This is a genomic window from Streptomyces sp. WAC00040, from assembly GCF_056835925.1.
Genome location: NZ_JAKQZE010000001.1, coordinates 3,828,870 through 3,842,168, shown reverse-complemented (window position 1 = coordinate 3,842,168; position 13,299 = coordinate 3,828,870). Strand labels below are relative to the sequence as shown.

Sequence of the window (13,299 nt, the reverse complement as noted above, 5' to 3'; positions counted from 1 at the left end):
GGGCCCACACCGCCCGCGACCTCCGGACGAGGAGCGACCGTTCGCTTCTCAGCTGTCGAAGTCGACGGTCAGCGTGTCGGAGACGGGGAACGACTGGCAGGTCAGCACGTAACCCGCGTCGACCTCCGCCGGTTCGAGCGCGTAGTTGCGGCGCATGTCCGCCTCGCCGCAGGTGACCAGGGCCCGGCAGGTGCCGCAGACGCCGCCCTTGCAGGCGAACGGCAGGTCGGGCCGCACCCGCGAGGCCGAGTCGAGAAGGGTTTCCTCACGCGGCAGCGGAGAGGAGGTGGAGCGGCCGTCCAGGACGACAGTGACCGTGCTGACCGGCCCGTCGGGCCCGCGGTCCTCGCGGCGTACCGGTGCGGCCGGCTCCTCACCCGCGAAGAACAGTTCCTGGTGGATCCGCTCGTCGGGGACCCCCAGTGCGGCCAAGACCTTCTGGGCGTCGCGGACCATGCCGTGCGGGCCGCACAGCCACCAGTGGTCGGCCTCGGACACGTCGACCAGCCCGTCGATCAGGGCCGCCAGCCGCTCGGCGTCCAGCCGTCCGGTCAGCAGCTCCGCCTCGCGCGGCTCGCGGGACAGCACGTGCGCGAGCTGGAAACGGTCGGGATAGAGGTCCTTCAGGTCGGCCAGCTCGTCGGCGAACATCACCGAGTCGGTGCGGCGGTTGCCGTAGAACAGGGTGACGCGGGAGCGTTCGTCGGCGGCGAGGACCGACTCCGCGATGGACATCATCGGAGTGATGCCCGAGCCGGCCGCGACGAGGACATGATGACCGGACGTGGACAGGTCCGGGGTGAAGAGACCGGTCGGAGCCATCACCTCTACGACGTCCCCAGGCATGACCTCGTCCACAAGCCAGGAGGAGAAGAGCCCGCCGGGCACCACACGCACGCCGATGCGAAGCCGGGTGCCGACCGGGGAGCAGATCGAGTACGAGCGCCGCTCGTCACGCCCCTCCACCTGGCGGCGAAGGGTGAGCGACTGGCCGGGCGCGAAGGCGAATTCCTCTGCCAGCTCGTCGGGGATGTCGAAGCTCACCGCCGCCGCGTCCTCGCACAGTCGCTGCACGGAAGCCACCCGCAGCGGGCGGAAGGCCGGGCGACGACGCGCGTTGCGGCGCCCGGGGGCGGGGGTCGCGCCCGCGAGGGCCGACAGGTCTGCCATCAGATCTCCTTGACGTACTCGAACGGCTCGCGGCAGGCCCGGCAGCGCCACAGCGCCTTGCACGAGGTGGCACCGAACCGGGAGCTCTCCTCGGTGTCCGCCGAGCCGCAGCGCGGGCACATCACCTGGCGCCGCATCGGCGACAGCGTGAGTGGTACCGGACCGGACGCGTGGCGCGGTGCCGGGCCGGGCGGTGCGATGCCGTGTTCGGCGAGCTTGCGCCGTCCTTCGGGGGTGATCCAGTCCGTGGTCCACGGCGGGTCGAGCACCGTGCGGACCTCCACACGCGCGAAACCGGCAGCCTTCAGCCTCGCGGCCACCCCGGCCCGCATCTCGGCCATCGCCGGGCAGCCGGAGTAGGTCGGGGTGAGGCTCGCGACGACCGTTCCGTCGTCGCCGACCACGACCTCGCGCAGTACACCGAGGTCCGCGAGGGTGAGCATGGGCAGCTCGGGGTCCGGTACCTGCTCGGCGATGTGCCGGGCCTGCGTGAGTGTGGTCACCATGTCGCCTCCGGATGAGCACGCGCCACGGACTGCAGCTCTGCGAGCAGCGGGGCGAGGTGGCCCGTGTGCCGGCCCTGGCGGCCCGGTCCCTCGGCGGCGGGGGCCGTCTGCGGCAGGGCGAGACCCGCCGCGTCGGCGATCTGCCGGAGCACGGCGAGGACCTCGTCCCGGGCGTCGTGGGCGTCGAACAGCTCGTCCAGGTACGCGGTCACCTGCTGGAGCCCGTCCTGCATACGGCGGTGCGACTCCTCGGTACCGTCACCGAGCCGGACCACCCACTCGGCAGCGTACTGGCGGTGGTACGTCAGCTCCTTCACGCCCTTGGCCGCGACGGCCGCGAGCACCGGGTCGGACGAGTCGGTGAGCCCCACGAACTGGGCCAGCCGCCAGCTGGACAGCACCAGCAGCCGCGCCATGGTGAACGCGAAGTCGCCGCCGGGCAGTTCGGCGAGGGTCACGTTGCGGAAGTCGTCGGGGTCACGGAAGTAGGCGTAGGCGTCCTCGCCGCGTTCCGTGCCGTCGACCTGTCCGGCGCGCGAGTAGAGCAGGCGGGCCTGCCCGAGCAGGTCCAGGCCGATGTTGGCCAGCGCCACCTCCTCCTCCAGCTCAGGGGCCCGGGTGGTCCACTCCGCCAGCCGCTGCGCGCTCACCAGCGCGTCGTCACCGAGAGCCACGCACTGCGCGGCGAGCTCCGCGGCGTCGACGCCGTCCGGGACGGTGGTGTCCACGCCGTGCAACGGGTCCTCGAAGCCGGTGCCGTAGGCCCACCGGGCGTCGTCCTCATGGCCCTCGGCGAGGGTCATGTAGACGTGGTCGTCGCTCATGCCCTGCTCCTAGATGTGGGGGACGTCGTCGGGGATGTCGTAGAAGGTCGGGTGGCGGTAGACCTTGTCCGCGCTGGGCTCGAAGAACGGATCCTTCTCGTCGCGGGTGGAGGCAGCGATGTGCTCGCTGCGCACCACCCATATGGACACGCCTTCGTTGCGCCGGGTGTACAGGTCCCGGGCGTGGGTGAGCGCCATCCGGTCGTCGGCCGCGTGCAGCGAGCCGACATGGACGTGATTCAGCCCGCGCTTGCCTCGGACGAACACCTCGTAGAGCGGCCAGTCCCGCTTCTCGCCGGTCATGCCGCGACTCCCTTCTCCGCGCGGGCCGCCTGCTTGGCCGCGTGCGCGGCAGCGGCTTCCCGCACCCAGTTGCCTTCCTCATGCGCGGCGCGCCGCCGCTGGATCCGCTCGGCGTTGCACGGACCGCCGCCCTTGATGACCCGCATCAGCTCGTCCCAGTCGGGGGTGCCGAAGTCGTGGTGGCCGCGGTCGGCGTTCCAGCGCAGCTCCGGGTCGGGCAGGGTGACGCCGAGCTTCTCCGCCTGCGGGACGGTCATGTCGACGAACCGCTGGCGCAGTTCGTCGTTGCTGTGCCGCTTGATCTTCCACGCCATCGACTGCGCGGAGTTGGGCGAGCTGTCGTCCGGCGGGCCGAACATCATCAGGGACGGCCACCACCAGCGGTTCACCGCGTCCTGCACCATCTCCCGCTGCGCTTCGGTGCCGCGCATCATCGTCATCAGCAGTTCGTAGCCCTGCCGCTGGTGGAAGGACTCCTCCTTGCAGATCCGGACCATCGCCCGCGCGTACGGCCCGTAGGAGCTGCGGCACAGCGGCACCTGGTTGCAGATCGCCGCGCCGTCCACGAACCAGCCGATCACGCCGACATCGGCGAACGACGGGGTCGGGTAGTTGAAGATCGACGAGTACTTCTGGCGGCCCTCGATCAGCCGCTCGGTCAGATCCGCGCGGTCCACGCCCAGCGTCTCCGCCGCCGAGTACAGGTACAGGCCGTGTCCCGCCTCGTCCTGCACCTTGGCGAACAGGATCGCCTTGCGCCGCAGGGACGGCGCCTTGGTGATCCAGTCCCCCTCCGGCTGCATGCCGATGATCTCCGAGTGGGCGTGCTGCGCAACCTGTCGGATCAGCGTCTTCCGGTAGCCCTCGGGCATCCAGTCGCGCGGTTCGATCCGCTGGTCCCGCGCGATCGTCGACTCGAAGTACTCCTGAAGCGCGGGGGGAGCGTCGATTCCGGCCGATGAGCCGGCCTGCTGTGCAGTCATCTGTACCACCGATCCCTACCGACCATTCGTTCGGTAGATGATATGCCGAGGTGCCCGGGTTCCGGCAAGTGCCGGAGTGCGGTCAATTCCGTTGAACGCCGTTTTCCCCGGTGAGGGCGGGTGGCCTTCCTTCGAGGAAGGCACGGACGGCACCCCGGTGGTCCCCCGTCCACCCGGGCCTCTCCCGCGCCACGGCCTCCGGCGGCCGGCGCGGTCCGACGACGGCGACGCCGTCCCGCAGGGCGTACGCGACGGTGCGTCCGCCGGCCTGTGCCGCTCCCCTCACCGCCATGTGCAGAACCCCTGGCCGATCTCGAGTTCGCCGCGGGCGACCTTCTCGCCCAGCAGGCGCTGCGGGGCGAACCGGTCACCCGGTGTGGCGTGCAGGTGTTCCGGGAGGGCCGGGCGCACGTCCAGGCCGACCAGATCGGTCAGACGGAGGGGGACCCATGGGGTGCTTGTGGCCGAGGCTCATCGCGGCGTCGATCGCCTCGGGCGCGGCCACCCCTTCCTCGACCATCCGGATGGCCCCGGGTCTCGTGGGCCCTGGCGCTCACACCCTCTCCACCAGCATGGCGACGCCCTGGCCGACGCCGACGCAGAGAGTCGCCAGACCCCTGCGGGCGTCCTCCCGCTCCAGACGCCCCAGCAGGGTCAGCAGAATGCGGGCGCCCGAGCAGCCGAGGGGATGCCCCAGTGCGATGGCGCCGCCGTCGGCGTTGACCTTGTCCTCGTCCAGCTTGAGACGGCGCATCACAGCGATGGCCTGGGCGGCGAACGCCTCGTTCAGCTCGACTGCGTCGAGGTCCGCGGTCCGCCAGCCGGCGCGGGCAAGAACCCTTTCTGTGGCGGGGACCGGTCCGAGCCCCATGATGTGGGGCTGGACACCGGCCGAGGCGGAGGTCACGATCCGGGCCCGCGGGGTGAGCCCGTACCGCTCCACGGCCGCCGCGCTCGCCACGACGAGGGCCGCGGCGCCGTCCGACAGCGGCGAGGCGGAGCCGGCGGTGACGATGCCGTCCTCGCGGAAGATGGTGCGGAGCGTGCCGAGCTTCTCCAGCGTGGTCGAGGGGCGGGGGCCTTCGTCCCGCGTGACCTCGCCGTCCTTGACCGGGACGGGAACGATCTCACGGTCGAAGCGCCCCGCCTCCTGGGCCGCGACGGCCCGCTGGTGGCTGCGCAGCGCGAAGGCGTCCGATTCGGCGCGGGTGATGCCGTCGAGCGCGGCGACCTCTTCGGCGGTCTCGCCCATCGACAGGGTGTGCTTCACCGTGTCGGGTCCGGCGCCGGAGGGGACGGCCCGGTCCCAGGCCGTGAAGCGGGGGTTGGTGAACCGCCAGCCCAGTGAGGTGTCCTGCACCTCCCCCGGCTTGGCCCACGGGGTCCCGGGCTTCTGCATCACCCAGGGCGCGCGGGTCATCGACTCCGCGCCGCCCGCGACGACCACGTCGGCCTCGCCGGCGCGGATCGCCTGGGCGGCCGAGGCGACCGCGGTCAGTCCAGAGGCGCAGAGCCGGTTGACGGTGTAGCCGGGCACGGTGTGCGGCAGCCCGGCCAGCAGGACCGCCATACGGGCCACGTCCCGGTTGTCCTCGCCCGCCTGGTTGGCCGCACCGAGGATCACCTCGTCCACGGCTTCGGCGGGGATGCCGGAGCGGCGCACGGCCTCGCCGACCACCAGGGCCGCCAGATCATCGGGGCGGACGGATGCCAGGGCTCCGCCGTAGCGGCCCTGCGGGGTGCGCGCCCCGTCTATCAGATAGACGTCTTCGGACATCAGGCGGACTCCTCGACGGTGACTACGGGGCGGCGGGACTGCAGCACGGCGAAGCGGCCGGCTACGAAGGCCTCGTCGGAGAGAGTGGCGCTGGCCGCCGGGTTGGCGGCGCTGCCGTGGAAGTCGCTGAAGGCGGAGGACTGGTTGACGAAGACCTGGCCGGTGAGGTTCTCGGAGAGGTGGACACCGGCGTCCAACGCGGCTTCCTCGGCGGCGGACAGCACGTCCTCGTCGGTGGAGTGGACGGCGGCGGTCAGCGCGCCGTGCTCGCGCACCGTCGCCCGGAACAGGTCCAGGCTGTGCCGGGTGGAGTCGGTGCCGATCACGAAGGACACCGGCCCGAACCACTCACGGGTGTACGTCTCCCGGTCGGTCTCCGCGTCCAGCCGCGCCACGAGCGGGGTCCGCACGTCGGCCTCGGCGTACTCGGGGTGTGCGACGGACGCGGACGCGCGCACCGTAATGCCGACGCCGGCGGCGTCCTTCAGCCGGTCGCGTACACCGTCGTTGACGATCGCGCCGAGGGTGCCGGCGGCGCGCGCGGGGTCGGCCAGCAGCTTGTCCACCGCGGCGGCAAGGTCGGCGGCGAACTCGTCCGCCGTCCGCGGGCCCTGGTCGGTGGCCATGCCCTCCCGCGGGATCAGCAGGTTCTGCGGGGTGGTGCACATCTGCCCGCTGTACAGGGAGAGCGAGAAGGCGAGGTTGCCCAGCAGGCCCCGGTAGTCGTCGGTGGAGTCGAGCACGACCGTGTTCAGGCCGGCCTTCTCCGTGTACACGACGGCCTGGCGCGCGTTGCCTTCCAGCCAGTCGCCGAACTCGGTGGAACCGGTGAAGTCGATGATCCGCACCTCCGGGTCGAGGGCGAGAGCCGCAGCGTCCCGGCCGCCCGGCTCTTCGACGACCAGCAGGACGAGGTCGGGGCTGAAGCCGGCCTCGGCCAGCACCTCGCGGGCGATGCGCACGGTGATCGCCAGGGGAAGCACCGCACCGGAGTGCGGCTTGACCACGACCGGGTTGCCGGTGACGAGCGAGGCGAACAGCCCCGGGTAGCCGTTCCAGGTGGGGAAGGTGTTGCAGGCGACGAGCAGCGAGACGCCGCGGCCGACGGGGCTGAACTTCTTGTCCAGCTCCAGCGCGCCGCCCTTGCGCTGCGGCTTGCTCCAGCGGGCGGCGGCCGGGTGCTTCTTCTGCGCCGCCCAGGCGTAGGCGACGGCCTCCAGCCCCCGGTCCTGGGCGTGCGGGCCGCCCGCCTGGAAGGCCATGACGAACGCCTGGCCGGTGGTGTGCTGCACGGCGTGGGCGTTCTCGAAGCTCGCCGCGTTCAGCCGGGCGAGGATCTCCGCGGCGACTCCGGCGCGGGTGTCGGGGCCGGCGGCGCGCCAGGGCGCTGTGGCCTCCTTGGCCGCGGCCACGGCCGCGGCCACGGCCGCGGCCGGCGAGAGCCGGGGGTAGCTGATACCAAGCGGGAAGCCGTACGGGGACTGCTCCTCGGGCGCCACGCGCCCCTCCGCCGGATGTCCGGGCAGGTCGAACGGCCTGCCGATCTGCTCACGGAAGGCCACCTCCCCGAGGATCGCGGCGTCCTCGCCGTACACCGACTTGCTGGGCGACTCGGGATAGGGCGTCCAGTGCTCCCGGCTCTCCGTCGCGGCCACCGCTCGCTCGAGCAGGGTGCGATGGCGCGCGAAGAGGTCGGGCGCCTGAGTGGCTGCGTAATGCATATGACTCCCTCTTGACAGGCCCTGGCGCGGCTTGAATTACTGACCTTGCCGCACGCTAACCGAATGTTCGGTCGGTATACAAGATGGTATAAGTCGTGGTCTGCCGACACCGCCTTCGCCTGCCTGCAACAGCCACGGACCGGTCACCGTCGCCTCCGGAGCGGATGTCACGACCGTGGCGCGCGCCTTCGAGGAAGACGTGCCGACGCCCGGTGCCCGGGAGATCACCCGATTCGGGTGGCAGCGGCATCTACGAGGTACGCGCCGTGCGCGGCGGGACAGTGCTCGCGGAGTTCCGCGGTCGCGGCCGCAGCGTCCGGAGCAAGAATTCGAGGAGCCGCGATGACCAGCGAACGGACCGCACCGGTGGATGCCCGACCCCGCCACGGTGAACCCCTTCCGGCAAAGCTGCTGGACGATGCCGAGCGGATGCCGCGCGAGGAGGTGGAAGCCCTCCAGCTGCACCGTCTCCGCCGGACACTGCGGCACGCCTACGACAACGTCGACCTGTACCGCAAGAAGTTCGACCGGGCCGGCGTGACGCCCGACGACTGCCGGACGCTGTCCGACCTGGCCCGGTTTCCCTTCACGACCAAGGCCGACCTGCGCGACACGTACCCCTTCGGCATGTTCGCCGTTCCCACCTCCGAGGTGCGGCGCATCCACGCCTCCAGCGGCACGACGGGTCGGCCGACGGTGGTCGGATACACCGAGAAGGACCTGTCGACCTGGGCGGACGTGGTCGCCCGGTCGATCCGCGCCGCCGGCGGCCGTCCCGGGCACAAGGTCCACATCTCCTACGGCTACGGCCTGTTCACCGGCGGCCTCGGCGCCCACTACGGCGCCGAGCGGGCCGGATGCACCGTGATCCCCGCGTCCGGCGGAATGACCGCCCGGCAGGTCCAGATCATCCAGGACTTCCAGCCCGAGATCATCATGGTCACCCCCTCCTACATGCTCACCCTGCTCGACGAGTTCGAGCGCCAGGGCGTCGACCCGCGCACCACTTCCCTGAAGGTGGGCATCTTCGGGGCCGAGCCGTGGACCGAGGCGATGCGCCGTGAGGTCGAGGAGCGCATGGGCATCCACGCCGTCGACATCTACGGGCTGTCCGAGGTGATGGGCCCGGGCGTGGCGCAGGAGTGCGTGGAGACCAAGGACGGCCTGCACGTGTGGGAGGACCACTTCCTTCCCGAGATCGTCGACCCGATCACGGACGACGTCCTCGCCGACGGCGAGCACGGTGAGCTCGTCTTCACCACACTGACCAAGGAGGCGCTCCCCGTCATCCGCTACCGCACCCGGGACCTGACCCGCCTGCTGCCCGGCACCGCCCGTCCCGGCTTCCGCCGTATCGAGAAGATCACCGGCCGCTCCGACGACATGATCATCCTGCGCGGCGTGAACGTCTTCCCGTCGCAGATCGAGGAGGTGGTGCTGCGCGCCCCCGGCGTCGCCCCGCACTTCCAGATCCTGCTGAGCACACGAGGGCGGATGGACCACATGACCATCCGCGTGGAGTCCCGGACGGGCACGGCACCGGAGCAGCGCGAGGCGGCCGCCCGCGCGATCGCCAAGGGCGTGAAGGACGGCGTCGGTGTCAGCGTGGAGGTCGTGATCGTGGAGCCCGGGACCCTGGAGCGTTCCGTCGGCAAACTCCGCCGGATCAAGGATGAGCGTCAGGGGTGACCTGCCACCTCGCGACAATGCACGAATGAGCAACCCGCCCCCGGACCTCCCGCACGGCGCGGGGAGCGACCCGCCTACGACTGTGACTCCCTCCTGGAAGTCGCGGTCGCGGTCTTCAACGAGCGCGGCTGCGACGGCACCGGCATGGAAGACCTTGCCCGGCGCCTCGGCCTGAGCAAGTCGAGCATCTACCACCACTTCTCCGGCAAGAAGGAGCTCCTCTCCCTCGCCGTGACCCGTGCTCTGGACTCGCTGTTCGCCGTGCTGGACGAGGAACTGCCGGCGGGCACCTCGGCAACGGCCCGGCTGCGGCACGTGGTACGACGCAGCGTCGAAGTGCTCGCCTCAGAGCTGCCCTACGTCAGTCTGTCGCCGGCCCCCGACGAGCGGGGCTCCCGGCCCTTGTCGGTGGCGGCACCTCCGGGAGGCGGATGCGCTGCGACCGACGCTCCACGCGGTTCCGCCCCGATACCGCCTCGGCGAGGGTGATCGGACCAACTCCTGAACACCCGCTCCGGGACGGTGCGATCCCCTCCCGAACGGGCGCGGGCGGGCTGTCGAAGTCCGACGGCGACGCCGACTGTGACGAGCAGGGCACCGGTGACGTCGGCGGGGCCTGCCTGGCCGAGGCCGAGTGCGACGGTGGTGAGCAGTGCGCCTACCGGCACGAGGCCGGCGAAGAGGCCCGCGCGGTCGGCTCCGAGGCGGCGCAGTGCGTCGTACCACAGGAAGAAGGCGGCCGCGGTGACGATCGCGCCGAGGTAGCCGAAGCCGGCTGCTTGGCCGGGGGTGGGCAGCCGCAGGGAGGCCGTACCGTCCAGGGCGAGGCCCGCGGCCAGCAGCATGGGTACGGACAGAGCGGCGGGATAGGCGGCGACCCTCAGGGGGCCGAGTTTGGGTAGGAGAGGGACGGCCAGCAGGGAGAATGCCACCTCGCCGGCGAGTGCACCGAGGGACAGCAGGAGGCCTGTCACGCTGCCCGAGCCGAGGCCGGCGGCGACGGCTGTGCCGAGTGCCACCACGAGTGCGGCACCGACGGTGCGGGGCGCGGGGCGCCGGCGTTCCATCAATGGGCCCACGAGGGCGAGCACGAGAGGGACTGCTCCGACCACGGCGGCGATCATGGCGGGCCCGGCGTGCCGGGTGGCCTCTACGAGGAAGACGTTGAACCCCGCCAGACCGGTGGCGGCCAGCGCGATCAGCAGCAGGACGTCACGTGCCGTCAGGCGCACGCGGGGCAGGCGCCGGTGGCCTACGACGGCCAGCAGGATCGCCGCGGCAAGCGCATAACGTAAGGCCTGTCCGGCGAAGACCGGGTAGTCGGCGACGGTGGCGGAGACCGCGGTCGAGGTGCCGACGAGCAACATCGCCGAGGCGGCGCCGACGGGGGCGGCGGAGGCTCTCATGCGGCGTGCTCCGGCAACTTCGAGGGGGCGGCCGAGGGAGCGGCCGAGGTGGCCAGGACCTTCCGCGTGACGCGTTCGGCGATGGCCGCGACCAGGGTCCGGGGGCGACGGGGTGTCAAGTGTGCGGCCAGGGCGTTGCCGAATCCGGGGGCGACATAGCCGCGGTCGCGCTCCAACGCGCGCAGCGCGGCGCGTACGACAGGCTCCGGGGTGGTCATGGAGCCGGTGACGGCCGCCCGGCGAGTGCCGATGGTGTCGAAGAAGGCGGTCTCGACCGGGCCGGGGCACAAGGTGAGCACGCGGATGCCACGACGGCGGTACTCCTGACGCAGAGCGAGACCGAAGTTCAGCACGAAGGCCTTGGCCGCGCCGTAGACGGCGAAGTAAGGGGACGGCTGGAAGGCGGCGTTGGAAGCGACGTTGACGACCGAGCCGCGGCCGCGCTCCAGCATGCCGGGCAGCAGCTCATGGGTGAGGTCGACGAGTGCCACGACATTGACCATCAACTGGTCGTGGTCGCGGGCCCCGGGTATCTCCTCGAAACGGCCGCAGGTCCCGAAGCCGGCGTTGTTGACCAATAGGTCGATGCTCAGCTCGCGGGCGGCCAGCCGGTCGGCGATGCGGCGGGCCGCGTCCGGCTCGGCGAGGTCCTGGACCAGCACATGCGCGCGGACGCCGTGCTCGGCGATCAGGCGCTCGGCAAGGGCGGCAAGCCGGTCGCCGGAGCGCGCCACCAGGACCACATCGTGTCCCTTGGCGGCGAGCTGCGCGGCGAACTCCGCGCCGAGGCCGGACGACGCTCCGGTGATCAGGGCAGTGCTGGACACGAGTCCTCCTTCAGTCGAGGGCAACTGGGAGGAGTATGTATCAGCAACTCATATAACTGCAACGGCGCTGATGCAGATAATCGAGGGACGGCGTCATCGATGTATTGTATTTTCGGATAAGTGGTGGAGCAGGAGGCGTGATGGGCGAGACGGCGGCACGAGGGCCAAGAGGGTTGCGGGCGGACGCGGAGCGCAGCGTGCGCGCGATCCTGGAAGCGGCCGAGCGGGTGCTGGCCGAAGAGCCGGGAGCTTCCATGGAGCAGATCGCCGCGGCCGCGGGAGTGGCCCGCACGACGATCCACCGGCGGTTCGCCAACCGGCAGGCGCTGATCGAGGCGCTGGCCTCGTCCGCGGCCCGCCAGCTCGCCCAGGCGGTGGACGACGGCCGGCCGGACACCGCACCGCCGTTGGTGGCGATGCACCGGATCACGGCCAACGTGCTTCAGGTCAAGAGCGCCTGGGCGTTCGCCCTGGAGCTGCCGGCGGACCCGGACGGCGAGGCCGCCGTCCTCCATCAGGACATTGCCCGCAGCTGCATCGCCCTGCTGAAGCGGGCCCAGGACGACAAGCTCATCGACGAAGCGGCCGACCTCGACTGGGTGCGCCGGGTCTACTACGCGCTCATCGGGGAATCCCTGCACGGCAACGCGGACGGCGCCGACCCGGACACCCTCGCCACCCGCATCATCGACACCCTGCTTCACGGCGCCGGCCCACGCACCTGACCCGAGAGCCGCAGCCAGGAGTGGCAGTCAGCGGCCTCGCCGCTCGGCCTGATCAGGCGCCCGTCCCGCCACGGCCCCGCCGTATGCCCGTCGGCCAGCCAGGCGCGCACCTCGTCCGGCGACTCGTGGAGCGCCGGGTCACCGGGGTGTCGTTGGCGAGCGCCTCCTCCATCCGGCAACAGCGCTGAAACACCGTCACCTCGGGGGCGTCGTCCGGGCCGGCCCGACCGATACGACGTCATCGGCGCCCTGATCCGCATCGCTGGGGCCGTCATCAATGTGCGCGCCCGCAGCCACCGAGGCGGCAGTCCCGCACTGCGCGCCGGTGCTTCAGGCTCGCCACCCGGGGCATCAACAGGTCAGGGGGTCCTCTGCCGAACCCCCGATGACCCTGGACGGGTGATCTCATGACAGGCGAATCGCCGGTAGACCGTCAGGTCATCCATGACGAGCTGGAGGAGGCTCGCGCGGCCTTCCACCGTCTCCTCGACTCGGCCACCGAGGCAGATCTGCGCAGGCCCACCGCAGGCACCCGCTGGACCAACGAGCAGCTGCTCTTCCACATGCTGTTCGGATACATCCTGATCCGGCCGCTACTGCTGCTGATGCACATCTTCGACCGGCTGCCGAACTGCTTCGGCAGAGCCTTCGCCCGCCTTCTCGACGCGGGCACCCGGCCGTTCGACATCGTCAACTACCTCGGCCCCGTAGGCGCCACCAGGCTCATCGGGCCCCGCCGGATGGGCGTCACGTTCAACCGGGTCATCGACGACCTGCACCGCCGGCTGGACTCGGAGACGGAGACCGGCCTGGCCCGCGGGATGCACTACCCCGCCCGCTGGGACCCCTTCTTCCGTGACTTCATGACCGTCACGGACCTCTACCGCTACCCGACCCGGCACTTCGACTTTCACCGGCGCCAGCTCACCCTCATCGGAAACCGATAAGGGGCTGCCTTGACCCGCCTGCCAGGAGAACCGGGACGGCGTGGGCGGCTTCTCGGGCAGGGCGGCCGACGCCGATGAGGGTGGCCGAGGCGGTGCCGGTCCATTCGCCGCGGCCGAGCAGGTGGAGCCGGGGTTCGGCGAGGCCTGGGTGCCGGTGGGCGGGAAGGCGGCCGCGGGGGCCGAGCGGGGCGAGGTGGGCGGGGGCGGGCCGGCGTGGTCCCGTCGGCCCACGCCGCGCCGGTGGGAGTGATCCGGACCTCGGCAAGAACTGACCACACGGCACAGAGGGGTGGGTCGGGCCCGAACCGGACCGACCCTTCTTGCCCCGCTCATCGCATCACGCCTGGAAGTGAATACCCAGGGGGGGTATACTGTTTGTGGTGTTGAACCACGGGAGCGATGACACTGGACGGGAATGGGG

General features: G+C 71.3%; 12 protein-coding genes and 4 pseudogenes. 4 read left to right on the top strand and 12 right to left on the bottom strand.

The window, feature by feature from the left end; genetic code table 11:
* Positions 1 to 48: 48 nt before the first annotated feature.
* The 8 genes and pseudogenes from paaE to paaN form a co-directional block, all read right to left on the bottom strand.
* The gene (gene paaE / locus MDN94_RS17695) at positions 49 to 1,170 is read right to left on the bottom strand and encodes a 1,2-phenylacetyl-CoA epoxidase subunit PaaE (RefSeq protein WP_482726708.1); all 1,122 of its coding nucleotides are present in this window, start codon (positions 1,168 to 1,170) and stop codon (positions 49 to 51) included.
* Positions 1,170 to 1,676: a 1,2-phenylacetyl-CoA epoxidase subunit PaaD gene (gene paaD / locus MDN94_RS17690; RefSeq protein WP_482726707.1), complete on the bottom strand. Its 507-nt coding sequence runs from the start codon at positions 1,674 to 1,676 to the stop codon at positions 1,170 to 1,172. Before paaD ends, paaE begins: the two co-directional genes overlap by 1 nt.
* On the bottom strand, positions 1,670 to 2,500 hold the full coding sequence (gene paaC / locus MDN94_RS17685) for a 1,2-phenylacetyl-CoA epoxidase subunit PaaC (protein ID WP_482726706.1): 831 nt from the start codon (positions 2,498 to 2,500) through the stop codon (positions 1,670 to 1,672). The genes paaD and paaC overlap by 7 nt, the downstream gene beginning before the upstream one ends.
* A 9-nt stretch (positions 2,501 to 2,509) precedes the next feature.
* Complete coding sequence (gene paaB / locus MDN94_RS17680) at positions 2,510 to 2,803, bottom strand: 1,2-phenylacetyl-CoA epoxidase subunit PaaB (RefSeq protein WP_441264725.1); 294 nt, start codon at positions 2,801 to 2,803, stop codon at positions 2,510 to 2,512.
* Positions 2,800 to 3,786 carry a 1,2-phenylacetyl-CoA epoxidase subunit PaaA gene (paaA, locus tag MDN94_RS17675; protein ID WP_482726705.1) on the bottom strand — a complete coding sequence of 329 codons (987 nt, stop codon included), beginning with the start codon at positions 3,784 to 3,786 and terminating at the stop codon, positions 2,800 to 2,802. The genes paaB and paaA overlap by 4 nt, the downstream gene beginning before the upstream one ends.
* A 282-nt stretch (positions 3,787 to 4,068) precedes the next feature.
* A pseudogene (locus MDN94_RS17670) lies at positions 4,069 to 4,315 on the bottom strand (3-hydroxyacyl-CoA dehydrogenase family protein); the annotation flags it as partial.
* Positions 4,316 to 4,339: 24 nt separating this feature from the next.
* Positions 4,340 to 5,563 carry a thiolase family protein gene (locus MDN94_RS17665; RefSeq protein ID WP_482726704.1) on the bottom strand — a complete coding sequence of 408 codons (1,224 nt, stop codon included), beginning with the start codon at positions 5,561 to 5,563 and terminating at the stop codon, positions 4,340 to 4,342.
* Complete coding sequence (paaN, locus tag MDN94_RS17660; RefSeq protein ID WP_482726703.1) at positions 5,563 to 7,284, bottom strand: phenylacetic acid degradation protein PaaN; 1,722 nt, start codon at positions 7,282 to 7,284, stop codon at positions 5,563 to 5,565. The genes MDN94_RS17665 and paaN overlap by 1 nt, the downstream gene beginning before the upstream one ends.
* A gap of 342 nt (positions 7,285 to 7,626) precedes the next feature.
* Here paaN and paaK point away from each other — a divergent pair, with 342 nt between their 5' ends.
* A complete protein-coding gene (gene paaK, locus MDN94_RS17655) occupies positions 7,627 to 8,973 on the top strand; it encodes a phenylacetate--CoA ligase PaaK (protein ID WP_482726702.1) in 1,347 nt (448 codons plus the stop codon).
* A gap of 93 nt (positions 8,974 to 9,066) precedes the next feature.
* Positions 9,067 to 9,183 (top strand): annotated as a pseudogene (locus MDN94_RS17650) (helix-turn-helix domain-containing protein); the annotation flags it as partial.
* A gap of 146 nt (positions 9,184 to 9,329) precedes the next feature.
* Here the strand turns inward: MDN94_RS17650 and MDN94_RS17645 are convergent.
* Positions 9,330 to 10,379, bottom strand: coding sequence for a DMT family transporter (locus tag MDN94_RS17645; RefSeq protein ID WP_482726701.1), 1,050 nt, complete (start codon positions 10,377 to 10,379; stop codon positions 9,330 to 9,332).
* A complete protein-coding gene (locus MDN94_RS17640; protein ID WP_482726700.1) occupies positions 10,376 to 11,206 on the bottom strand; it encodes an SDR family NAD(P)-dependent oxidoreductase in 831 nt (276 codons plus the stop codon). The genes MDN94_RS17645 and MDN94_RS17640 overlap by 4 nt, the downstream gene beginning before the upstream one ends.
* Positions 11,207 to 11,346: 140 nt before the next feature.
* Between MDN94_RS17640 and MDN94_RS17635 the strand changes: the two genes are divergently transcribed.
* Positions 11,347 to 11,931, top strand: coding sequence for a TetR/AcrR family transcriptional regulator (locus MDN94_RS17635; RefSeq protein ID WP_482726699.1), 585 nt, complete (start codon positions 11,347 to 11,349; stop codon positions 11,929 to 11,931).
* A gap of 50 nt (positions 11,932 to 11,981) precedes the next feature.
* Here the strand turns inward: MDN94_RS17635 and MDN94_RS17630 are convergent.
* A pseudogene (locus MDN94_RS17630) lies at positions 11,982 to 12,157 on the bottom strand (FMN reductase); the annotation flags it as partial.
* A 181-nt stretch (positions 12,158 to 12,338) separates the two neighbouring features.
* Here MDN94_RS17630 and MDN94_RS17625 point away from each other — a divergent pair.
* Complete coding sequence (locus MDN94_RS17625) at positions 12,339 to 12,878, top strand: DinB family protein (RefSeq protein ID WP_482726698.1); 540 nt, start codon at positions 12,339 to 12,341, stop codon at positions 12,876 to 12,878.
* Here MDN94_RS17625 and MDN94_RS17620 read toward each other — a convergent pair.
* Positions 12,862 to 13,089 (bottom strand): annotated as a pseudogene (locus MDN94_RS17620) (pyridine nucleotide-disulfide oxidoreductase); the annotation flags it as partial. The gene MDN94_RS17625 and the pseudogene MDN94_RS17620 sit on opposite strands and share 17 nt — an antisense overlap.
* Between the last annotated feature and the right edge of the window lie 210 nt (positions 13,090 to 13,299).